The 20814-nt window shown below is 68.5% G+C and carries 20 protein-coding genes and 1 tRNA gene; 8 read left to right on the forward strand and 13 right to left on the reverse strand.

The genetic code is table 11. The features are described from left to right. Positions 1-13: 13 nt before the first annotated feature. The 7 genes from TNCT6_RS15485 to TNCT6_RS15515 all read right to left on the reverse strand — a co-directional run bounded on the left by TNCT6_RS15485 (position 14) and on the right by TNCT6_RS15515 (position 6383). Entirely contained in the window at positions 14-535 is a 522-nt protein-coding gene (locus tag TNCT6_RS15485; RefSeq protein WP_253266115.1) for a hypothetical protein, read from the reverse strand. A 211-nt stretch (positions 536-746) separates the two neighbouring features. Beyond that, positions 747-2846, reverse strand: coding sequence for a hypothetical protein (locus tag TNCT6_RS15490; protein WP_141359933.1), 2100 nt, complete (start codon positions 2844-2846; stop codon positions 747-749). A 1-nt stretch (position 2847) separates the two neighbouring features. Beyond that, positions 2848-4425, reverse strand: a complete 1578-nt coding sequence (locus TNCT6_RS15495) for a hypothetical protein (RefSeq protein ID WP_141359934.1) — start codon at positions 4423-4425, stop codon at positions 2848-2850. 77 nt (positions 4426-4502) lie between these two features. Beyond that, positions 4503-4841, reverse strand: a complete 339-nt coding sequence (locus TNCT6_RS15500; protein WP_141366463.1) for an RRQRL motif-containing zinc-binding protein — start codon at positions 4839-4841, stop codon at positions 4503-4505. Continuing rightward, the gene (locus TNCT6_RS15505; protein WP_141359935.1) at positions 4841-5848 is read right to left on the reverse strand and encodes a DUF2637 domain-containing protein; all 1008 of its coding nucleotides are present in this window, start codon (positions 5846-5848) and stop codon (positions 4841-4843) included. The genes TNCT6_RS15500 and TNCT6_RS15505 overlap by 1 nt, the downstream gene beginning before the upstream one ends. Then, positions 5845-6126 (reverse strand): DUF6303 family protein, encoded by a 282-nt coding sequence (locus tag TNCT6_RS15510; protein WP_141359936.1) that lies wholly within the window; start codon positions 6124-6126, stop codon positions 5845-5847. The genes TNCT6_RS15505 and TNCT6_RS15510 overlap by 4 nt, the downstream gene beginning before the upstream one ends. Continuing rightward, positions 6126-6383, reverse strand: a complete 258-nt coding sequence (locus TNCT6_RS15515; protein WP_141359937.1) for a DUF6284 family protein — start codon at positions 6381-6383, stop codon at positions 6126-6128. Before TNCT6_RS15515 ends, TNCT6_RS15510 begins: the two co-directional genes overlap by 1 nt. Before the next feature lie 524 nt (positions 6384-6907). Between TNCT6_RS15515 and TNCT6_RS15520 the strand changes: the two genes are divergently transcribed. The 3 genes from TNCT6_RS15520 (at position 6908) to TNCT6_RS15530 (ending at position 9219) form a co-directional block, all read left to right on the forward strand. Beyond that, positions 6908-7291 (forward strand): GntR family transcriptional regulator, encoded by a 384-nt coding sequence (locus tag TNCT6_RS15520; RefSeq protein ID WP_141359938.1) that lies wholly within the window; start codon positions 6908-6910, stop codon positions 7289-7291. 153 nt (positions 7292-7444) lie between these two features. Then, the gene (locus TNCT6_RS15525) at positions 7445-8230 is read left to right on the forward strand and encodes an aminotransferase class IV family protein (protein WP_141359939.1); all 786 of its coding nucleotides are present in this window, start codon (positions 7445-7447) and stop codon (positions 8228-8230) included. 50 nt (positions 8231-8280) lie between these two features. After that, the gene (locus tag TNCT6_RS15530) at positions 8281-9219 is read left to right on the forward strand and encodes an SUMF1/EgtB/PvdO family nonheme iron enzyme (RefSeq protein WP_373996174.1); all 939 of its coding nucleotides are present in this window, start codon (positions 8281-8283) and stop codon (positions 9217-9219) included. A 72-nt stretch (positions 9220-9291) separates the two neighbouring features. Here the strand turns inward: TNCT6_RS15530 and TNCT6_RS15535 are convergent, their stop codons facing one another. After that, complete coding sequence (locus tag TNCT6_RS15535; RefSeq protein ID WP_141359940.1) at positions 9292-9792, reverse strand: DUF4411 family protein; 501 nt, start codon at positions 9790-9792, stop codon at positions 9292-9294. Beyond that, positions 9792-10526, reverse strand: coding sequence for an ImmA/IrrE family metallo-endopeptidase (locus tag TNCT6_RS40440; RefSeq protein ID WP_216372782.1), 735 nt, complete (start codon positions 10524-10526; stop codon positions 9792-9794). Before TNCT6_RS40440 ends, TNCT6_RS15535 begins: the two co-directional genes overlap by 1 nt. 694 nt (positions 10527-11220) lie before the next feature. On the opposite strand from TNCT6_RS40440, the gene TNCT6_RS15545 reads away from it, so the two are divergent. Both TNCT6_RS15545 and TNCT6_RS39885 read left to right on the forward strand, forming a co-directional pair. Further along, on the forward strand, positions 11221-13566 hold the full coding sequence (locus TNCT6_RS15545) for a tetratricopeptide repeat protein (RefSeq protein ID WP_141359942.1): 2346 nt from the start codon (positions 11221-11223) through the stop codon (positions 13564-13566). A gap of 168 nt (positions 13567-13734) precedes the next feature. Beyond that, a tRNA-Ser gene (locus tag TNCT6_RS39885) sits at positions 13735-13806 on the forward strand. Between the two features lie 297 nt (positions 13807-14103). Here the strand turns inward: TNCT6_RS39885 and TNCT6_RS15550 are convergent. The 4 genes from TNCT6_RS15550 to TNCT6_RS15565 form a co-directional block, all read right to left on the reverse strand. Then, positions 14104-14613: a hypothetical protein gene (locus TNCT6_RS15550; RefSeq protein ID WP_141359943.1), complete on the reverse strand. Its 510-nt coding sequence runs from the start codon at positions 14611-14613 to the stop codon at positions 14104-14106. 128 nt (positions 14614-14741) lie between these two features. Further along, entirely contained in the window at positions 14742-14957 is a 216-nt protein-coding gene (locus TNCT6_RS15555) for a hypothetical protein (protein WP_141359944.1), read from the reverse strand. Between the two features lie 763 nt (positions 14958-15720). Next, complete coding sequence (locus TNCT6_RS15560; protein WP_141359945.1) at positions 15721-16380, reverse strand: NADPH-dependent FMN reductase; 660 nt, start codon at positions 16378-16380, stop codon at positions 15721-15723. A 148-nt stretch (positions 16381-16528) separates the two neighbouring features. Then, on the reverse strand, positions 16529-17413 hold the full coding sequence (locus TNCT6_RS15565; protein WP_141359946.1) for a bifunctional DNA primase/polymerase: 885 nt from the start codon (positions 17411-17413) through the stop codon (positions 16529-16531). A 367-nt stretch (positions 17414-17780) separates the two neighbouring features. Here TNCT6_RS15565 and TNCT6_RS15570 point away from each other — a divergent pair, with 367 nt between their 5' ends. From TNCT6_RS15570 to TNCT6_RS15580, 3 genes are all read left to right on the forward strand, one after another. Continuing rightward, positions 17781-18092 (forward strand): hypothetical protein, encoded by a 312-nt coding sequence (locus TNCT6_RS15570; RefSeq protein ID WP_141359947.1) that lies wholly within the window; start codon positions 17781-17783, stop codon positions 18090-18092. Between the two features lie 332 nt (positions 18093-18424). After that, positions 18425-18982 (forward strand): SigE family RNA polymerase sigma factor, encoded by a 558-nt coding sequence (locus tag TNCT6_RS15575; protein ID WP_141359948.1) that lies wholly within the window; start codon positions 18425-18427, stop codon positions 18980-18982. A 118-nt stretch (positions 18983-19100) separates the two neighbouring features. Beyond that, positions 19101-20756 (forward strand): long-chain fatty acid--CoA ligase, encoded by a 1656-nt coding sequence (locus TNCT6_RS15580; RefSeq protein ID WP_141359949.1) that lies wholly within the window; start codon positions 19101-19103, stop codon positions 20754-20756. The last annotated feature ends 58 nt before the right edge of the window (positions 20757-20814 follow it).

Genomic DNA, 20814 nt, shown 5'->3' on the forward strand with positions numbered 1-20814 from the left:
CCGCTCTTGGCATTCAGCGGGACAGGTTGTTGCTGGTCCGGGCGATCAATCCACGCGTGTGGGTGTTTAGGGTGGTGTTCTCCTGCGCGACGGGCCCGGCGTAGTGGTGGTGGTGCTCGGTGTGGGTGGCCTTGATCGAGCGGACGGCGGATCCGATGGCGGCGGCGACCGTGGCCACGGCGGCGATGGGCAGGGTGACGAACAGGACGCTGGTCAGGGTCACGGCGGCGAATCCTTGGCAGGCGAGCCAGATCCCGCAGCCCAGCCCGACGCACGTGGCACCGACGCCGATGCCAGCGACGGCGGTCCCCGCGGCCCATGGCGGGACGATGCGGCTGTCCGGCTGCGGGACCGGGGGTGTGCTGCCGTAGGCCGGCAGCGGGCTGGGGTCGCGGTAGGCGGTCGGCATCTGCGGCACGGGCCGGTAGGCATCCGCGATGATCCTGCGGGCCTCTGCGCTGGCTTCGGCGTCGCTCATCCGGGGGTGCGAGCGGATGGGGTCGGGGGTGCTCTCGGCAGGGGTGTCGGGGTGCACAACGGGGTCCTTTCAAGGCGGTGGGCAGCACCCCGCGGGTCGGGGTGCTGCCCGTGCCGTGCTTGTCGTGTCGCTTGTCGTCTGACTTGTCGTGCGGCTTGTCGCTTGTCTTGTCTTGTCGCTTGTCGCCTTGCAGGTCACAAGCCGTTTCCGGGCCTCCAGACCCGCCACAGGGGATTGTGTTCCGGGCGGGCCGACAAGCGACAAGCGATCAGTTCTCGGGGGCGTGCTGGCGGTGGACGTAGCGGGCTTTGGTGCCCTCCCCGATGCGGACGGCGGTGCCGTCCTGCGTCCATGTCTTGAGCCAGCCGACGACCGTCTGACGGGTCGTGCCGTGAGTGTCGGCGAGCGCGCGGGCGATCGCGGATGCTCCGGTGCCCTCTGTACCGGCGGCGAGCAGCAGCGCCAACGCGTCCTGTTGCGCCGGGCTGTCCTGCTCGCCCCGTAGCGCCGACAGGTTCAGCCCGCCCGAAGCGGGCGGTGGTCCGTCGTTCGTGGGGGTGTGCGGGTCGGGGGCGGTGCCGAACTGGGCGTCGATCTGTGCCCGGAACTGGCGCAGCATCTCGTCTTCCGGCGAGTCCTGATTGCTCTCCTGGCCGCTGAGCGCCGAAAGCTTCAGCCCCCCTCCAGCCGACCCGGTGTCGCTGCTGTCGTCGGGGGTGTGCTTGCGCATCCAGGCGGTGCGGTCGGCGTCCCAGCGTCGGGCGTAGGCGGGTCCGGCGGCCTTGGCGGACACGTCGTCCAGCACAGGGTGCCGGTCGGAGGTGGCGGCGATGATCTCCCGGATCTGGTTGGGCAGGATCCGCCATGCCTTGAACAGCGCGGCCGGGGACTCCGGGGTGCCCATGAACCCCGCACCCTTGTAGGGGGCTTGGTCGACGCGCAGGCCGCGGGAGCCGGGGAACATCTTGGACAGGTCCATGCCCTCGGTCTCACCGCCGGTGAGGGCGACGCGGACCTTGGCTTCGCGGCGGATCATCAGGTTGCTCAGCACGCTGCCGGTGGCGCCAAGGGCGGTGAGGACGGTGCGGATGCCCATGGCGCGGGCGATCCGGATCACTTCCAGGATCTTCTCCGCGAGCTTGCGCATCTGACGGTCGGGGCTGGCCAGGATCTCCGCGCCCTCATCGATGACCAGCATGATCTGCGGAATCTTGGCGCTGATGGGCAGCAGGTCGGTGTTGGCCTTGGCCAGCACGTCCTGGTAGCCCATCTTGCGCTGCTTGGCGACCCTGACGGCTGCCTCGAGCATCGCCACGGCCTCGTCGTGCGTTCCCGCGAGCCAGTCCACGCCGGGCCGAACCGGCTTGCCGTCCTCCGCCTTCAACTCACCGTTGAGGGCGGGCAGGACCCAGGGCAGGCCGGCGCTGCCGGCGTTGAGGTCGATCACCCACGTCAGCATGTCCTCGGCGCGGGCGAACCCGGCGAGGATCGAGTGGACCAGGTTCGTCTTACCGGAGCCGGTGGGGCCGACGATGAGCGCGCACTGCTCACGCAGATAGGCCCGGATCTCCTCGGCGTTGGTCCGGTAGCCCCACGGGATGCCGGTGTGCAGGGAGAGCGGCCCGTAGTCGGCCGGGTAGGTCCGCTCCTGCTCCAGCACGTTGACCGTGGTCACGTCGATGATGACCCGGCCCTGGTGGATGCCGGGGGAGGCGGTGGCGGTGCAGCCGTGCGGCAGCCGCGCATCCGCCGACAGGCGGCCCGACTCGCCCGCGATCTTGTTCCAGGTGGCGCCGCCCGGCGGGAGTTCGGCATCGATGGAGTACCCGGTACCGGTCTCCCACTTCTCCACCCCGACCACGCGCACGGTGATGCTGCACACGCGCTGGATGCGGTCGATCCACTCCGCGGCGATCGCTCGCCTCTCGGCGGACAGCTCCGCGGCGATCTGCCGCTGCTCGGCTGCGATGGCCTCCTCCTCCCGCGCCTCTTCGTAGAGGGCGGTGGAGCGGGCGGCGGCGCCGATGCCGACACCGATGGTGGCGAGGGATCCGAGGGCGGCCCAGGTCAGGGGGCCGTGGGTCATGGCCCAGGTGGTCCAGCCGGCGCCGACGAGCCAGGAGGCGGCGCGGGTGGCCAGGGTGCGGCCGGCGTGGCGCACCCTCAGTCCGGCGACGGTGTGGCCCAGGGCGCCGGCCGCGCCGACGGCGAGGGCCCAGCCGGGGGGCATGGCGGTTGCGGCGCCGGTGGTGGCGACGGCGAAGGCTCCGGTGGTGGCGGACAGGGCGCCGGTCACGGGTCCGTGACCGGCGGCCCAGTCCAGCACCGGGCCACTACCGCTGTGGTGTTTGGCGGTGGCGGTGCTCATCTCAGACGTTCCAGCCCTTCTCGGCCTCGTGGCCGTTGCGGGGGTCCTCGTGGCGGGCGATGTCCTGCTCGTGGGCCTGCCGGAACAGCGGGCCCATGTCCTCCGCGACGGCGACGGCGCTCATCAGGGCGCCGAAGATGTCGTTGAAGCCGTCCGCGACTTCCTTCTCCAGCGGGAACTCACTGTCGGAGCGCTCGGCGAGGATCTTCATCACGTTGGCCACGCTGGTCAGCGCGGCCGGCAGCCCCTCGACCATGGCCAGGATCTCCATGGCGTTCTCGGGGTCGTACTGGTTGGCGGCCTGCTCCATCTCGGCCGCGACCTCTTCGAACCGGAAACCGGACACGTGCTCTCCTTCACTCACTTCGGGTGTGGTGGGGACCTTGGCTGCGGGCCGCTCGACGCCGTCCGTGATGCCGTCCGTGCCGTCCTCGCCGGCTTCGGCGTCGGCGGCGGCTTCCTGCTCGCGCAGGTTCTTGCGGGTGGCTTCGTCCCGTCCGGCGCGCTGCTCGGCCGCCGTGCGGGCCAGACGTCGGTAGAGGCGGCGGCCGGGGTACATCAGCGACGGGATATCGAACTTGCGTCCGATCGGGGTGGTGATGAGCCCGAGCAGGCCGACGGGGAGGGCGAGCAGGGCGGCGAGCAGGCGGCGGCCGTGGAAGCGGGCCGCGGACCTGCGCAGCGCCTGCCGGGCCGCCTTACGGGCCGGGGCCTTACGAATCGCGGCACGCTGCGCCGCGATGGTGCCGCCGGTCTTGGCGTCGCGCTTGGCCCGGTTCTTGGCGACCGTGAGATCCCGCGCGGCACGAGCCTTGCGGGCGGCAGCGCCGAACAGGCTGCTCCCGCTGTTCCCGCGCTTGCCGAACCGGCTGTTGCCGGCTGTGGCTTTGGCGTTACGGCGGGCGTCGGCGACCGCGCGGCGGGCCGCCGTGGTGTGGGCCCGCTTGTCGGCACGAGACCCGGCCGCGGCCTGCTGCGACGCTCGCAGAGCCTTTATCTGATCGGCCCGACCAGCGGCCTTTCCCGCGCTGCCGGCCGCGTGCTTGGACACGCCATGACTTGCCTTGCCGTGGGTCTTTCCACCGGTGGCGGTGCTGCCGTGGCGTGCGGCCGGGCCGGTGCTGCGGCGGTGCTGGCCCGGCACACTGCCGGACCGGCCAGCACCGCTACGACCAGCGCGGGAGGCTCCTGAACGGCTGCCGCCGCCGCGCGTTCCACCTGTCCCCGTCCTGCCCCGACGTAGGCCAGCGCTATGGGCAGCGCTGCGGCCGGCGGCGCGTGCGGCGGCCCGTCGTGCCTCGCGGCGTGGGTTGGGCTTGCGGGAGCGGGCGGCGGCGAACGTGCCCAGGACCACGGCGCCGGTGGCGGCGACCACGGCGGCGATCGGGCCGCCGGCCAGGGAGGCGGCGGCGACCGCTCCGACGGTGCTGTTCGCCCCGGTCAGGGCGAGGGGGACGACCGGCCAGCCGCCGGGGGTGTGTTCCACCTCCTTCACGTCCTTGCCCGCGGCGGGCGTGGGGTCGGGCGGCGGGGTGAGGGCAGCCTCAACGGCTACCGGCTCGGTGCTGAGTTCCGTCATGCTGTGAGCACTCCTTCAGTGGAGTAGGGCCCGGCCGGTAGCTGTGGAAGGTGGCTGGTCGGGCCTGCCAACAGGGCTTATGCGGTGCGCTGTTCTTCGGGGTAGGCGCAGGGGGCGCACATGCCAAGCGAGGGCGGGATGACGTATCCGGCATCGCGCCCGCACTGGGGGCACCTGCGCCGCGCGGCGTTCGCCTTGGCCAGAGCCGCCCACTTCGCAGGCGTCATCGGCCGCACAGGCTTGGCGGCATCGACGCGGTAGAGGTAGGCGACCAGCGGACCGCGGCGCCGCCGCGGACGCTCCAACTGGGCTGCCACGTCCTGCCCGCCGGGCCGCAGCCCGAGGGCACGCAGTTGGCGGACCGTGGCCAGCCCCTTTGGGGCGAGCCGCCACCGGAAGACGGGGACGGTGGCCATCATCGGCTCGCGATGGCCAACTCAGCGCCGCCTGAACTGGGGTCGCGGTATTCGGCGTAGCGGGCGGAGACCCAGCCCACCGACCAGCCGCACAGTTCCGCCGCTGCCCGCACCGCCAGACCCTCGACGAACGCGGCGTGCACGACCGCACGGGCCCGGTCCTCGGTCAGCTTCTCCGTGGCGGGACCGGCGGACAGCAGAGCGGCGCGATCACGCGCGGCCCGCTCCTCCCGCTCCACTCGTTCACGGCGTTCACGCTCAACGCGCTCTCGCTGCTCCCGCGCGACGCGTTCGGCAGCCTCCCGCTCGCGGCGTTCACGCTCGCGTTGGAGCTGTTCACGCTCCCGCTCGCGGCGTTCACGCTCCTCCCGCTCCGTGCGCTCGCGGGCCTGCTCACGCTCGCGTTCCTCACGGCGTGCGAGCTCTTCCCGCTCGGCCTGTTCACGAGCCATGCGGGCCTCGTGCTCACGCTGTTCACGGGCCAAAGCGGCGGCGTGCTCGCGCTCCTCCCGCGCCCGCCGCGCGGCGTCCTCACGCCGCTCAGCCACCGCGCGCTCGCGCGCTTCCCGCTCAGTCCGCTGCTTCTCCTCCAGCGCGTTCACCGCCTTGGCGATGGCACGCCGGTAGGCGAGCCCGGTTTCCGCAGTGACGATCAGCAGCAGCGGCGCCACAGCGTGCACAGCCACGCCCACCAGGTCGTTCTTCAGCGCGGAGTCGGCGACATTGAGGGCGAGGGTCATGCAACCGGTCATCCACCGCAGCGCGACGGGCCACCGGCCGCCGTTGCCCCCGAGCCGGGCGAGCACCGCATCCAGACGGACCACGATGACCACCGCGGCATCCACCACCAGAGGCAGGATGGGGGCGGTCCAGTGCCACCGATCGGGGGTGTGAGCGGCTGCGAGCGGGGTGACGGTGAGAATCGAATACAGCATCGCGCCCGCCACGATCAGCCACGTGCCGGCCGACAGCGCACGCTCCGCTGAACGGATCTGATCGGTGTTCACGAGCCCACCCCCGCCCGTGAACGCACCCGCACCGCGGCGATCAGAACGACCGGGGAGGCGGGGTCGTCGGGGTTCTCGCTGTCCTCCGTCCACGTCCACTCAGCGCCCGGCACCGGCTCGAAACCGAGCACGCTGAACGCTTCCGCGCGTTCCGTGAACGTCGGCACCGCGGGGCCAAAGCCGTACTCCGGCCACCGCTCCGGGGTGTTCAGCAGCACCACGTACAGGCGCCACCGACCCCGACGCATCGACATCTGCGCCGTGAACTCCCGCGCCATCAGGCAGCCTCCCCCGAGGCGACGCGGTTGGCCAGAGCCGCCCGCTCCGCGAGCACCTTGTGGTGGGCTCGCCGTACGCGCCGCTGGTCCAGCTCCGTCGGCGTCCGGTCCAGCAGCGCGATCCGAACGTCCAGCTCCTCAAGCTCCGCCGCGATGAGCGGAGACTCCCGCTCGATCGCGTCCAGCTCCGCATCCGTCGGCTCCAGCCAGCCTGCGAACGCGGTAACAACTTCCTGAACAGTGACGATGTGGTCCATTGGGTCGTGTTCCTCTCGAAGGGTGAACGGCCCGAACAGCGGCTCCGGTGTTCCAGCACCGGAGCCGCGCGCCGTTGTGGTGGGACCTCTCGCAGTGCACGAGCGGCCACGGACACCCGGCACGAGACGCCGCCTACGGCGCTGGTGTCGGGGACCGTGAGCACTGGTGCTCGGCGCGGGCTCGGACGGCCCGCGAAAGGTTCTGCGCAGTCAAATCAAGCGACGCCGGAACCGCACCCTCGGGGCGGTTCCGGGCAGGTCACCCGGCCCGACATGGGAGGTCGGGGTGGTGACCCGCACCCAGCGACCGCACGTGTTCATGCGGCTGGGTCGGCACTCTGTTGAGTTCTTCGTAGCGCTCGCTCCGGGCCGTGCATCCGGGCGCTGTTCGTGCAGGTCAAATGACCCCCGACAAGCGACCTAGGTCGCTCGTCGTTGATGTGAAAGCTACCTAGGTCGCTTCTGGATCGTCAAGCGTTCGTGCGATCTGATTGGAAACGACCTAGGTCAGGTACGCTTTCGGAGTGGACTCACAGCCGAAGAGGAAGCCCAGCGCTCGCGAAATCGCCGGCAGGATCAGAGACGAGATCGCCGCTGGGACGTTCGGCCCTGGGGACCGCCTCCCGGGGGCTCGGGCCTACGCGAAGAAGCTTGGCGTGGCCTTGATGACCGTGCAGAACGCCTACACGCAGCTCCAGGAAGACGGATTGGTGGAAGGCGTCTCCGGGAGCGGCACCTACGTCCGCGACCCTGCCCCAGGTGAGCAGGGGCCCCGCGAGGCTGCTCAGCGCCTGAGTGAACTGCAAGCCGAAGTTGCGCGCGTCTCGGCCGAACTCGCGGGCCTTGTCGAGCGCGTCAAGCAGCTTGAGACCGTCGTGGCCCCCACTGAGGGGAAGCCCGGCGTCTAGCGTCCCTCGCGGTGCGTTCGTCGTCATGCTCTAAGCGTGTCCCGGCAGGGGCGGCGGGAGTACGTACTCCCGCCGCCCCTGCACCGAACTAAACCGAACTTTGGCTGTTTCACTGGGTGTTGGCGGGGCGTCAGCGACTGCAAGACTGGCCGCATGGCTGAACTGAACGGACACCCCGTCACCCTCGACGAACTCCAGAGCCTCGCCCTCACGAACTATGGGCACTTCACGTCCATGCGCATGGAAGACGGCACCATCCGGGGCCTATCGCTTCACCTGGACCGACTGGTGCGCGACTGCCGAATCGTCTTCGGCGTCCAGTTGGACCGCGAGCAGACGCTGAGCTACATCCGTAAGGCGGCCGACGGCGTCACCGGTGTCGCGGGTCTCCGCGTTACAGTCTTTGATCCCGCGATCGATATGGGACGCCCCAGCGACGCCAAGGACCCTCACGTTCTGGTGAACTTGCGGCCGGCGGGTGCCATGCCCCCTCCACCGCTTACCGCCAAGTCCTACACCTTCACTCGCGACAGCGCGGAGGTGAAGCACATTGGCCTCCACTCGCAGCTCCGGATTCGGCGTGATGCCCAGCTCGCCGGATTCGACGATGCGGTGTTCGTCGAGCCGGACGGTCGTGTCTCCGAGGGTGGAACTTGGAATCTCGGTTTCGTCGACCAGGACGGGACGGTTATTTGGCCTGATGCCCCCGTGCTCCCCGGTACGACGATGCTCTTGCTTCAGAGCCTTGGCACACCGAAGCAGATCACTGCCCCGGTCCGTATCGACGACGTCCCGAACATGGCTGCCGCATTTGCCACGAACACGACGATTGGTGTGCGTTCCGTGAGCGCGCTCGATGACGTGCAGTTTCCGCAGGACCACCCCGTGCTCGATGCACTGCGTGACGGCTACGCCGGGATTCCCGGCGATCGCCTGTAGACGCGTGCCGCCGCCACTCCCAGGGCGGAGATTTACGACAGAGGTAGCCCATGCCACTCGTTACGAAATGGACCGGACGTGAAGTTAAGGCACTGCGTGAAGCCGTACGGATGAGCCTCATGGAGTTCGCTGAGAAGCTCGGGGTGTCCGATCGCATCGTCTCCCGGTGGGAGGCAGACGGCGAGCAAGCCACCCTGCGCATGGTGAATCAAGCGGCCTTGGACACTCTGCTCGCCAAAGCTGACCAGGATGCTCAGGGCCGCTTTGTCGGTATCCTTGCGGCGGACGACATTCCTACTCAAGCGGTCATCGAACCTCATGAAGATCAGACGAGTAGCGGCGAATACGTGAAGCACCCCGGTGACGGAAAGCTCATGGCGCACATCCCGGAAGGGATCTTCCTGTCTGGGGAGGACGACGAACCGGTGTGGGTGGATGAATTCCACATCGACACCTTTCCTACGACCAACGCCGACTATGCGCGGTTCTGCGCAGCCACCCGGCATCCGATGCCTGAGCACTGGCAGAATGGTCGGTGTCCGCGTGAGCTGTACGACCATCCCGTTGTGCACGTAACGTGGCGAGACGCGAACGCGTACGCGACGTGGGCAGGGAAGTCGCTGCCGATAGCCGAGCAGTGGGAGAAGGCCGCGCGCGGAACCTCCGGTCGTACCTTCCCGTGGGGCGACCAAAAGACGGCCGCGAAGTGCAACGTCCGAGAGACCGGAGTGGAACGTACGACATCCGTCTCTCGATACCACAGCGGCGTTTCGCCCTACGGGGTCTACGACATGGTGGGCAACGTGTGGGAATGGCTAGCAACGCCAACCACGCCAGGGCGGTACGAACTGCGAGGTAGCGCCTTCACGAGCCCCCTGTTCCGGGGAGCACCCGCCGTGCCCAACGACGCCAGCGACACGATGCACGACGATGACACCGGGTTCCGCTGTGTGGCAACGCCTGAGCAGATGACTCCTCGGAAGGCGTGACGGGAAGGGCTCATTGCAGGCCCCATGGGCCATTAGTGGAAGGCTTCCAGATGACCGCTGCTGCCTACACTCCTAGGCAGCGGTGGGCATTTGCAGGTCGAGCCGGGCGTTGGTGCTACGCAGCATCATGAAAGTGTTGGCGTACGTGACATCCATCGCCTTGCAGGCGTCTGGTATGAGAACGCGCTTCTTGGATTCGGGTCGTGGCTGCTCATGCGTCACGAGTGTGTGGCCATGCGCAATCGCGTAGGCCACCAGGAAGAAGTCCGCCGTATTCGTTAGGAATTCAGTTAGTGCGGCGGCCGTGTAGCCTCGGGACTGAGCCCATGCGGTGATGCGGCCGAAGTGTGCGGTCGTAGCCGAATCAATCGGGCGAAAAAAGTCCGCATGCCCTCTCGCCCAAGTTGCGAGTTCGTCTCCACCTTCAACTAACTCGGCTTTGACGGGTTCGATGCTGCAGACGATTTGGTTGGCGTGGGCGAAGTCAAGCCAAGCCCAAAATCCCGGCGCTATGTCGAAGGCGTAGTAGCGGTTCTTTGCTTCGATAAGCACATTGGAGTCAACTAGATACATCAAGCGGCTCCAATTGTTTCGACAAGGTTCTGGAAGGTCTGGTGCTTTTTCGTGCCTAGCAGGTGATAGGCATCCCTAAAGGGCGTTCCTCCTGCAAGGGTATCGGTGATAACTGCGCGTGCGAACTGTCGGCTCAGCTTCAAAGGTTGCGTGTTGTAGTAGTTGCCGCCGCTGGGGCTGTCTTCGGACCTTACGGAGGTCACCCGGCGAAACTCTTCCTCGTATCGCTCTCGATAGTCTTCCCATGTGAGGAATCGAGCGTCGTGAAGACGCTTCAGAATCACAAGGGTGCTTACTCGGTATCGGCGCGATAGTCGCTGGAGTTCGGGTAGATTAAGGCTTCCTCGGTAATCATTCCGAATCGACCTCAAAGGCACTAGTACCTCTGCGGCGACTCGATTGCACCACAGCTCTTCCTCATGTTCGGGGCGCCTTGCCAAAGGGGCGTCAGAAAGAGCGCTTCTGCCTAGCCAAATGTGGGCTAGTTCGTGAATCATGGTGAAGTTTTGGGCGGCTTTGGTATCTTTCCCGTTGATGAAGATCAGGGGAGCAGCGCGATCGGATAGGGCAAACCCGCGAAATTCCATGGGGTTCAGTACTCGATGGGTGTCAGCTCCTACTACGCCGTTCACCATCACGAGGACCCCGATGCCCTCGATTCGATCGATTAGTTTGCGTAGTGCATCTTCCCAGGAGGTGAAGGAGGCTCGCTCGCTTACGTCAAAGCGCAGCATCTGCCTTATCTTGGCGGCTACCTCTGTTGGGTTGCTCGATACCCGTGCAGAGCCTACGAACTTAAGTTCGGGGTAGCCATGGGTGTTTGCATAGTCTCGATACCAATCCTGTCGCGACTGGCAAGCGTAGATGGTGTCAAGGAGGTCAACCGAGGGCCGATTTACGCTCCGGTTCCCCATCGTTCGCATGTCAGGGATCGGGACAGGTTCCTCCGGAGGGTGCGGTAGGAACAGCAGGCCCACGGGTGCGTGTGTCGCGTGAGCGAAACCCTCCAACTGCTTCAGTGTGGGAAGCGCGCTTCCGTTCACCCACTGTTCGAAACGCGGCACGCGCCTAGCGATCGTTTCGTCCGACCACCCGGCTCGTTCCACCGCCCAGAGCAATAGCGCTGGCTCTACCCGGACACGAACAGACACGCAACCCACCTCCCCCTTGACCATAGGTTAGGGACCAGAGTGATGCTTGCGAACCCTACGTTCAGTTACGGATCGATCACTGCTCCGGCTGGTTCCCTGCCCAGTCGCCCTGTTGGTCATGCACGTGCCTTGCGTCAGCAGGGCCGTCCGAGGGGGCCGTCGACGCCCCTGCGGCTGGGGCGGTCGGTTTCCCGGTCCGTGCGCAGCACACCCAGACGCGCAGAGGTGCGTGCAGCAGATTTGAGCGTAGGTATGCCCGGAGCCAGACTGTTGCGGCATGATCGGGCGCATGCGATGGCGAGGGATGCGTTGGTGGGTTGCGCTGTTCGGTCCGTTGTTCTTCGTCTTGATGTTCACTATCGGTCCGGCTGTACTCAACATCGTCAAACTGCCAGGTCCCACTTGGGTGACAACTGCCGTTGCAGGGGCCGGCGGGGTACTGCTGCTGGTCGCAACCCCGCTGATGCAGACCAGGTTGGATGCACTAACGCAGCAGTCAAAGTTGCAGGTCGAGCGGGTGCGACGCCTGGAGGCTGCCCTCGAGCCGTTGGTTGGATCTGATCGAGACCTACCGCTTGTCCGAGAGGTGGTCGATCGGGCGCTGCTGGGCATTCATCCCGCAATCCCACTGCCTCCGAGTGCCAACCCTGAGCTGTCCGTAGAGCTGCCTACCTATGTGCCACGGGACGTTGACGCCGATTTGCATACGGCTCTACGGAGGGCCAGCGTATCCGGCGGTTTTGTGCTTCTCGTGGGACCTGCCGCGTCGGGCAAGACAAGGTGTGCGTTCGAAGCGATCAACGCCGTTCTGAGCAACTGGCGCTTGTGTATGCCAGCCACAGCCGAGCGACTTACGGCACTGGTCGACAGCGGGGCGGACCTGAGACACACCGTGGTGTGGCTCAACGAGACGCAAGACTTCCTCGGGACTGGACGCCTCGCTGTTGAGACCGTGCGGCGCCTGTTAGCGGACCACGCGCGACCGGTGGTACTGGTAGGCACGATCTGGCCGAGCGAGTACACCCGGCTAAGTACGTCTAGCACAGCCGACGATGGTCAGGATCTGAACCGGGATTCAAGGGAGATCCTCAAACTGGCCCATCGCTTCTCCATAAAGACTTTCAGCTACGCCGAGCAGGCCCGGGCCCGGGACCTAGCTCAAACAGATCCACGGCTCCAAGAGGCCGTGGACGGTGGCGGGGATGCTGCGTGTCTGACCGAGGTAGTAGCGGCTGTACCGGAACTTATCCACAGGTGGGAACAAGCCGATGACCCATTCGGCGCGGCTGTCGTCAGTGCGGGGGTTGATGCCCGCCTTTGCGGCCACCCGGAACCGCTGCCACTTGGCCTTCTGGAAGCTCTAGCGATCTTTCACCTGACCGGGGCGCAACGTGCGGCTGCCAGGGAGGACTGGTTTACGAGTGCGTTGCATTGGGCCTGCGAACCGGTCCGCGGCTCGGTGGCTCCACTCACGCCTGAGGCTGCCCAAATCGGTCACCTGGACGGTTACCGCGTCACAGATGTTCTTGTTCAACACGTCCAGCGCGTTACGAGACCGATTGCCAATGTGCCTGAGCCACAGTGGGAGCTCTTGATCGCGGAGGCGAGGCCCGAGGCTTGTTTGCACATCGGGGCAACGGCTTACCAAGCGGGACTTCATCGGCTGGCTGAGCGTGCTTGGAGGCGTGCCGCGGAAGCGGGCGACATCAACGCCATGACCGGGCTCGGGGTCGTACTGGCCCGTCAGGAAGAGTACGAGCAGGCACGTTCCTGGCTGGAGCGTGCCGCGGAAGCGGGCGACATCAACGCCATGGCCGGGCTGGGGATCGTGCTGGCCGGTCAGGGTGAGGACGAGCAGGCACGTCCCTGGCTGGAGCGTGCTGCGGAAGCCGGCGACACCAGGGCCATCACCGGGCTCGGGCTCGTGCTGGCCGGTCAGGGTGAGGACGAGCAGGCACGTCCCTGGCTGGAGCGTGCTGCGGAAGCCGGCGACACCAGGGCCATGACCGGGCTCGGGCTCGTGCTGGTCCGTCAGGGTGAGGACGAGCAGGCACGTCCCTGGCTGGAGCGTGCTGCGGAAGCCGGCGAACCCGAGGTCATGGCCGAGCTCGGGGCTCTGCTGGTCCGTCAGGGTGAGCGCGAGCAGGCACGTCCCTGGCTGGAGCGTGCTGCGGAAGCCGGCGAACCCCAGGTCATGGCCGTGCTCGGGCTCGTGCTGGCCGGTCGAAGAGAGTACGAGCAGGCACGTCCCTGGCTGGAGCGTGCCGCGGAAGCCGGCGAACCCAAGGTCATGACCGTGCTCGGGCTCGTGCTGGCCGGTCAGGGTGAGCGCGAGCAGGCACGCCCCTGGCTGGAGCGTGCCGCGGAAGCCGGCGAACCCAAGGCTATGGCCGTGCTCGGGCTCGTGCTGGCCGGTCAGGGAGAGTACGAGCAGGCACGCCCCTGGCTGGAGCGTGCCGCGGAAGCCGGCGACACCCAGGCCATGAGCGGGCTCGGGGGCATGCTGGCCGGTCAGGGTGAGGACGAGCAGGCACGTCCCTGGCTGGAGCGTGCCGCGGAAGCGGGCGACGCCCACGCCGCGGGCCTTCTCCGGACCTCGTCAGCTGAGCATGAAGGGGCCTGAGCCGGCGAATGACTGTCCAGACAAGGCCACTTCAAGGAGGCCCACGCACCCGTGGAGAGGTGTTGGACATCCCCAGACGGATCGGATTGGAGCCTTTGTGGGCCATGTGTGGGCCAGCCAAGGCACTCTCGGTACATTGCGTGTCGTTTCTGCAGGTCACCGGGCCCAGGCGTAGTGCAACCGCAACGTTCTTGAAAACCGTCGTGGCGCGAGTCACCGTGGGTTCAAATCCCACACCCACCGCGTAGCAGGTGAGAAGCTTGCAGGTCAGAAGGGGTGCCACTCTCCGGAGCGGCACCCCTTCCGCGTGACTTTGTCTCACCCCGACTCGCCGGTTTCCCATCTCTGACCAGGGCGTCCGGCCAACCTGCGGCCACGAATCGGGGTCCCTCGCCCCCACTTTCGTGCTCCGCCAACCGCCGTTCGATCAGCGCGTGCTGCAGTTCGTCGACCGTACCGACCCGGCGTGACCGACCACGGGTGAGGTGAGGACGACCCCGTCTGCGCGAGCCGACGGGGGCCGGGTCGTGCCCGGGGCTAGAAGTGCCCGAGGTCCATCTCCTTGTCCAGCCGCTCCTTCAGCTTCACGATGTCCTTCAGGAGGGCATCCATCGCGGCCAGGTCTGCCGGATCCGTCTCCTGCACACCCTCGGACACCTTGTCGGCCAGGTCGCGGAGATCCGCGTAGTACGGATCCAACCCCGCCTCGTCGTGCAGTTGCTGCGCCACGGGAGCCGCAAGCGGCTGAAGCAGGGTGAGAGTCGCCTGGCATTGGTGGTCAGTGACACAACCACCGGCGAACGTCTCTTGCGCAGTGAAGCTCGTGTACTGAAGCGCAGCAGATCTTGTCGCCCTCATCTCATCGGGCTTCACCGTCGGGGTTGTCGCCGCATCGGGCTTGACCGTCGGGGCCGTCGCCGCAGCCGTCTTCGCTTCCCTGGTCGTGCCCGGCTTACCGGCCTCCCCGCTGCACGCCGTCATCAGAACCAGTGCCCCACCCACGGCCAGCACGGACATGCCGCGGCTGCCCCACCTTCGGATCTTCATGCGCGGGAACGTAGCACTTCGCCGGCGGCGCGTTGTTTTCCATCGAGGTCGAGGACTGATCGGCACCGTGAGGTCACGGCCACGACAAGTCTCAGGTCCATCTCCGCAAGGGAAGGGCCGCTCCAGTGTCAATCGGTCGCGGGCCACACCTCGGGCCCGCCGCCGCGCCACTCCACCAGGGGCGACATCGCCACGTCCAGTTCGTCCAGGCCTTCCAGGCCGATCCGTTCAATGAAGACCGACAGCTCGTGCAGGCTGTACGCCGTGCCGAGGGTGGTCCCGTCGGCTCGCACCTGCCGGCCGCCGCCCTCCCCGGGCGGGTTCACGATCACGCGAGCAGTCATGGCACCATCCTGCGGCCGGGCCGTGCGGGACGCATCGCGGCGTGGATCGGTCGAGGTACCCCCACCACGGGCGAAGCGGGGCCGTCCCAGGAGGTTGGTCAGCACCAAAGATCGCGTACGCGGGTCCCTGCTGAACTGCCACGTGCCTGAGCTGGGAGAGAATGCGGCTGGACTCGTGGTTCACCGTGGGTCCCCACAGCCTCGTGCCTGAACGGGCACGCCGGGGGGCACGGCACACTGGGCGATGTCGGCAGTGGCGATTTCGGCGGGGGGAACGTGAGCAAGGGTTGGCCTGAGCGCTGGTGGACGACGGCTCTCCTGGCTGTGGTGCTGACCGGCATCGTGACCTACGACGTCGGGATGGTCGTGGGGGTTCTTACGGAGCCGGTAGTGGACTGGTGGGCTCTTGTCGGGCCATGCCTGGGGGGAACCTGGTTTGCGCTCCTGGCGGTTGTGTGTGCCCGCCGTGCGATCACCCTCCACAGGAGGACACGAGCCGTAGGTGGTGAGACGCAGGCCGGCCGCTGACTCCCGTCGGGCGAGCCGTGGCACCTCGCGGCCATCCTGTGGCCAACAGTGCTACCGCCTGGCCCCGCCCCCGGTGTAAGCACAGGTCATCGGCCGATTGGGAACTGTCCCGCGCACGGTCTTGAAAACCGTCGTGGCAGGTCAGCGTAAGGCCAGGTCGGAAGGGGTGCCGCTCTCCGCAGTGGCACCCCTTCCGTGTGCTCTTGTCGCACCCTGACTCACCGGGTTCGCAGCATCACGACTCGGCCCGCTGGGTGATGGCCGCCTCGGTGCGGTCTCCCAGGAACTCGTACCACCGGCGTTCCAGGCAGACGTAGCGCACATCCGCTTCGACGAGGCTCAGGAAACCCGACACGGTCTCGGTGAGACGCTGCTGGAGCCCTGTGTCGGCCAGCGTTCCGTCCTCGGCGAAGGCCTGGTAGCTGTCGGCCAGGCTGAACATGTCCGGGTAGACGCGGGTGCCCAGGTGCTCCAGCGGAACCCTCAGGGCCCACAGCCCGCGGTTGCCGCCGATCAGGGACGGCGAGGCGGAGACGAGCATCGCGTGCTTGCTCTTGAACGGCTGGGGCCGGACACGGGAGACCCAGTCGATCGCGTTCTTCAGCACTCCCGGCACGGAGGCGTTGTACTCCGGCGAGGAGATGACGAAGGCGTCGCTCTGCTCGAGGCGGTCGCGCAGGGCGAGGGCGCCCTGTGGCAGCCCTTCGGCCGCCTCCATGTCGCCGTCGTACAAGGGCATGTCGAAGTCGTGCATGCCGGCGAGGTCGACGGTGGCACCGGTGTCGGAGATGAGCCGGGCCACAAGGGAGGCGAGGCGTGTGTTGGCCGAAGCGGTCCGCAGTGCCGCGCCGAAGACCAGGAACCGCAGCGGGCCGGGGGGCGTGTCCGTGGGCATGGATCCGTCCTTCCGTCGTGGGGACGCGCCTCCAGCGGGGGCGCCCCACAGACCAGTGTGGTTCCGGGAGCGCGGCCGTGCGACCGGCAGCCGGAGCCGGCCAGGCCGGCGATCGGGTGCCCGCTCGGGGTCGTTCCCGTCGGGGGGCTCAGGGACGGTGGCCCGTCAGACGGGCCGCGGAGGCCATGGTCGCGCGGGCCTCGTGTTCGGTCAGGCCGGTGCGCAGGGCCGCGTCGACCAGCGGGGTGAAGAGGGCGGGGCCGATTCCGTCCTCGTAGGCGCGGCAGGCGGCCCAGAACAGGCGGGTGTTGCGCTGGCCCTCGTGGGCGCCCAGGACGAACTGCACCAGGCCCTCGCCGTGCCGGCCCGCCGAGGGCGGTGCGGGGTGGCGGGCAGCACGGGGCGGGGGGAGCAGGAGGCGCAGGAGGGTTCGCGGGCAGGGGGCCGGCGCGAGGTGCGCGGTGCCGGGGGAGGTGGCGTAGACGCCGTGCCCGGTGCGGGAGCCGGGGCCGACGAGGTAGCCGCCGGCGCCGCGGATGTCGATGCCGGGAGCCAGGCGTCCTGCCGAGTTGGGGACGACGACGTCGGGCGGCCCGCTCAGCCACAGGTGGCGGCCGCCGCTGGGGGTCAGGACGACCACGGTGGCGGGGATGGTGAACAGGTGGCGCAGGGCGAGTTCACGCAGGGCCGCCGTGGCGTTCGTGCCGGTCTTGGTGTCCAGGTCGATGCCGATCAGATGGTGCGGGGGCAGTCCGCAGGCGATGCCGTAGCCGGTCGCCCAGGGTGCGGCGGCGAACAGTTCCCGGATGCGGGCCGGGTCGGTGGAGGCGTCGTACACCCCGTGGCCGAAGCGGCCGCACTCGCCGTGGCAGGGCGGACCGGGCGGGCCCACCGGGCCGGGGCCGTCGCGGTGGGGGGAGCGCAGGGCCGGGAGTTTCGTCCGGGACAGGGGGATGACGGCCAGTCCGCGTTCGGCGGCTGACAGGGCGTGCGCGAGGGCCAGCGTCGTGGCCTGCCGGTCGATGGTGGCCATGCTCCTATGTTCGTACGCATGTTCGAAAAAAGAAAGAGGGGCGGGTGCGGCGCGCCGTGGGGCGGGGTTCTCGGGCGGCTTTCGGGGGAGCGCCTCAGCTCTTGCGGCGCATGGGGGGGGGCGGTCCGCCTCGCCCCCGTCGGAGCTTACGGGGGCAGGAAAGGTGGCGAAAGGGGTTTATCGATATGTCCTCACGCTTGCGTGCGAATCGGGCGCTCCGGGGTGGTTCGCCGGGTTCCGGTGGGCAACTCTGATCTCGCGACGTCGTGAGAAGGCCCGGGCTGTCGGCCAACTGCCCAGGTGAAAGCCGTACTTCACGTACTCCCCGGCAAGGTGGCCGGTGTGTACCCCGTACTGGAGGAGCACCATGGCAAGCATCCGTACCGCCCGTGTTCTCGCCGCCGCGGCGGCCATCCCCCTCGCCGCGGCGCTCTTCACCGGCGTCGCCGCAGCGGGCACGGGAGCCATCGCGGGCGACGGATCGAACGCGGGCGTCGCGGGCGTCGTCGGCAGCGGGGTCGGCCGCGACAACGGCGGCAACTCGTCCACCACGCAGCAGCAGGCGGTCGGATCGGGCGCCTCGAACCGGAGCGACACCGCACAGGTCAACCGCTCCGCGTTCACGGCCATCCAGCAGGGCAACAAGAACGTCGTCATCCACTTCACCCGTCTGTGGTGAGCCGGGGCGGGCCGGCGCGCACTCCGGGGACCCGCCGGCCCTGAACCCCCTGGTGGGTGTGCTCGTGGGGGCGTAACACACCTCTGCCCGGCGGTGCTTCGGCACCGCCGGGCAGACGTATGCCGTGCGACCACGGCAGGCGGGCGTGCCCGGGAGGGCGGCCGCCCGGGACGCCGTCCAGGTCGTCCCCCAGGGGTGAACCCGCAGTACACACGCCCCGTTCCTCCACCTTCAGGAGGTGCGGCCGGCCCCACCCCTACAACCTGAGGCGGACTCGGCTGCGGGACCTGCGGGCGATCCGCGGGAGCGGGTGCCGCTCCTAGCGTGGAGCCATGACCACACCCGTCTGCACCAGCGTGTCGAAAGCCGCCGTACCGGCGACCCGGACTCCGGCGTACCCGTCCTTCGCGGCGTACGTGCGGGCCCGGCAGCCGCTGCTGCTGCGCACCGCCCGGTCGCTGACCGCGAACCCGAGCGACGCGGAGGACCTGTTGCAGACCGCGCTCACCAAGACGTACGTGGCGTGGGAGCGGATCGAGGACCACCGGGCGCTCGACGGCTATGTGCGCCGCGCGCTGCTGAACACCCGCACCTCGCAGTGGCGCAAGCGGAAGGTCGACGAGTTCGCCTGCGACGAACTGCCCGAGCCGGAGCCGGCGCCCGGCGTGACCGACCCGGCGGAGCAGCAGGCGCTGCGCGACGCCCTGTGGCGGTCGATCATGAAGCTGCCCGCCCGGCAGCGGGCGATGGTCGTCCTGAGGTATTACGAGGACCTCTCCGAGGTCCAGACGGCCGAGGTGCTCGGAGTGTCCGTGGGGACGGTGAAGTCGGCGGTGTCGCGGGCGCTCGGCAAGCTGCGGGAGGATCCGGAGCTGGTGCGCGTGCGCTGACCGTTGGGGGAACGTTGTGTGATCGATCATCCGGAGCTAGTGACATACCACGCGGTATGTGAGCAGAATCAGCGCAGCCCTTACCACCGCGTAGGCGACGCCGCCCCGGGAGGACGCCGTGCTGAGCACCATGCAGGACGTACCGCTGCTGATCTCGAGGATCCTGGCCCACGGGTCGACGATCCACGGGGCGTCGCAGGTGATCAGCTGGACCGGTGACAGCGAGCCGCACCGCCGCTCCTTCGCAGGGATCGGCGAGCGCGCGGCCCAGCTGGCGCACGCCCTTCGCGACGACCTCGGCGTCGCGGCCGACGACCGTGTGGCCACCCTCATGTGGAACAACGCCGAGCACGTCGAGGCGTACTTCGCGATCCCGTGCATGGGCGCGGTGCTGCACACCCTCAACCTGCGCCTGCCCGCCGAGCAGTTGGCCTGGATCGTCAACCACGCCGCCGACCGCGTCATCATCGTCAACGGCTCCCTGATCCCGCTGCTCGGCCCGCTGCTGCCGCACCTGAAGACGGTCGAGCACGTCGTCGTCTCGGGCCCCGGCGACCGCACCCCGCTCGACGGCTCCCACGCCCGGGTGCACGAGTACGAGGACCTGATCGCGGCCAAGCCGGTCACCTACGACTGGCCCGAGCTGGACGAACGCCAGGCCGCCGCCATGTGCTACACCTCCGGCACCACGGGCGACCCCAAGGGCGTGGTCTACAGCCACCGTTCGGTCTACCTGCACTCCATGCAGGTCAACATGAGCGAGTCCATGGGACTGACCGATCACGACACCACGCTCGTGGTGGTCCCGCAGTTCCACGTCAACGCCTGGGGCCTGCCGCACGCCACCTTCCTGTCCGGCGTCAACCTGCTGATGCCGGACCGCTTTCTGCAGCCGGCTCCCCTCGCCGAGATGATCGAGCGGGAGAAGCCGACCCACGCCGCCGCCGTGCCCACCATCTGGCAGGGGCTGCTCGCCGAGCTGACCGCCCGGCCCCGTGACGTCTCCGCCCTCACCCAGGTCACCATCGGCGGCTCGGCCTGCCCGCCCTCCCTCATGGAGGCCTTCGACCGGCTGGGCATGCGGGTCTGCCACGCCTGGGGCATGACCGAGACCTCCCCGCTCGGCACGGTGGCCCGCCCGCCGGCCCACGCGGTCGGCACCGACGAGGAGTTCGGCTACCGCCTCACCCAGGGCCGCTTCCCGGCCGGCGTCGAGGCCCGTCTGACCGGACCCGGCGGCGAACGCCTCCCCTGGGACGGCGAGTCCGCGGGCGAGCTGGAGGTCCGCGGACCGTGGATCGCCGGCGCCTACTACAACGGCCCCGGCGCCGAACCGCTGCGCCCGGCCGACAAGTTCAGCGAGGACGGCTGGCTGAAGACCGGCGACGTCGGCACCATCAGCCCCGACGGCTTCCTCACCCTCACCGACCGGGCCAAGGACGTCATCAAGTCGGGCGGCGAGTGGATCTCCTCCGTCGAGCTGGAGAACGCCCTGATGTCCCACCTGGACGTCGCCGAGGCCGCGGTCGTCGCCGTCCCCGACGACAAGTGGGGCGAACGCCCGCTGGCCACCGTCGTCCTCAAGGAAGGCGCCACCGCCGGCTTCGAGGCGCTGCGCGCCTTCCTCCAGGAGGAGCGCGGGATCGCCAAGTGGCAGCTCCCGGAACGCTGGACGATCATCGGGGCCGTTCCGAAGACCAGCGTCGGCAAGTTCGACAAGAAGGTGCTGCGCAGGCAGTACGCCGCAGGAGAGCTGGACGTCACCCGGATCTGACCGCGGGCCGGACGGCACGCGCACGCGCACGCGTACGACGCGGGGGCGCCGGGCGGGG

The organism is Streptomyces sp. 6-11-2 (assembly GCF_006540305.1).
GTDB lineage: Bacteria > Actinomycetota > Actinomycetes > Streptomycetales > Streptomycetaceae > Streptomyces.

Coding starts and splice junctions, on each gene's coding strand:
- TNCT6_RS15490 (WP_141359933.1), bottom strand. CDS start 2,846: ATGAGCACCGCCACCGCCAAACACCACAGCGGTAGTGGCCCGGTGCTG.
- TNCT6_RS15495 (WP_141359934.1), bottom strand. CDS start 4,425: ATGACGGAACTCAGCACCGAGCCGGTAGCCGTTGAGGCTGCCCTCACC.
- TNCT6_RS15500 (WP_141366463.1), bottom strand. CDS start 4,841: ATGGCCACCGTCCCCGTCTTCCGGTGGCGGCTCGCCCCAAAGGGGCTG.
- TNCT6_RS15510 (WP_141359936.1), bottom strand. CDS start 6,126: ATGGCGCGGGAGTTCACGGCGCAGATGTCGATGCGTCGGGGTCGGTGG.
- TNCT6_RS15515 (WP_141359937.1), bottom strand. CDS start 6,383: ATGGACCACATCGTCACTGTTCAGGAAGTTGTTACCGCGTTCGCAGGC.
- TNCT6_RS15525 (WP_141359939.1), top strand. CDS start 7,445: ATGGCTGAACTGAACGGACACCCCGTCACCCTCGACGAACTCCAGAGC.
- TNCT6_RS15530 (WP_373996174.1), top strand. CDS start 8,281: ATGCCACTCGTTACGAAATGGACCGGACGTGAAGTTAAGGCACTGCGT.
- TNCT6_RS15535 (WP_141359940.1), bottom strand. CDS start 9,792: ATGTATCTAGTTGACTCCAATGTGCTTATCGAAGCAAAGAACCGCTAC.
- TNCT6_RS40440 (WP_216372782.1), bottom strand. CDS start 10,526: ATGCTGCGCTTTGACGTAAGCGAGCGAGCCTCCTTCACCTCCTGGGAA.
- TNCT6_RS15545 (WP_141359942.1), top strand. CDS start 11,221: ATGATCGGGCGCATGCGATGGCGAGGGATGCGTTGGTGGGTTGCGCTG.
- TNCT6_RS15550 (WP_141359943.1), bottom strand. CDS start 14,613: ATGAAGATCCGAAGGTGGGGCAGCCGCGGCATGTCCGTGCTGGCCGTG.
- TNCT6_RS15555 (WP_141359944.1), bottom strand. CDS start 14,957: ATGACTGCTCGCGTGATCGTGAACCCGCCCGGGGAGGGCGGCGGCCGG.
- TNCT6_RS15560 (WP_141359945.1), bottom strand. CDS start 16,380: ATGCCCACGGACACGCCCCCCGGCCCGCTGCGGTTCCTGGTCTTCGGC.
- TNCT6_RS15565 (WP_141359946.1), bottom strand. CDS start 17,413: ATGGCCACCATCGACCGGCAGGCCACGACGCTGGCCCTCGCGCACGCC.
- TNCT6_RS15570 (WP_141359947.1), top strand. CDS start 17,781: ATGGCAAGCATCCGTACCGCCCGTGTTCTCGCCGCCGCGGCGGCCATC.
- TNCT6_RS15575 (WP_141359948.1), top strand. CDS start 18,425: ATGACCACACCCGTCTGCACCAGCGTGTCGAAAGCCGCCGTACCGGCG.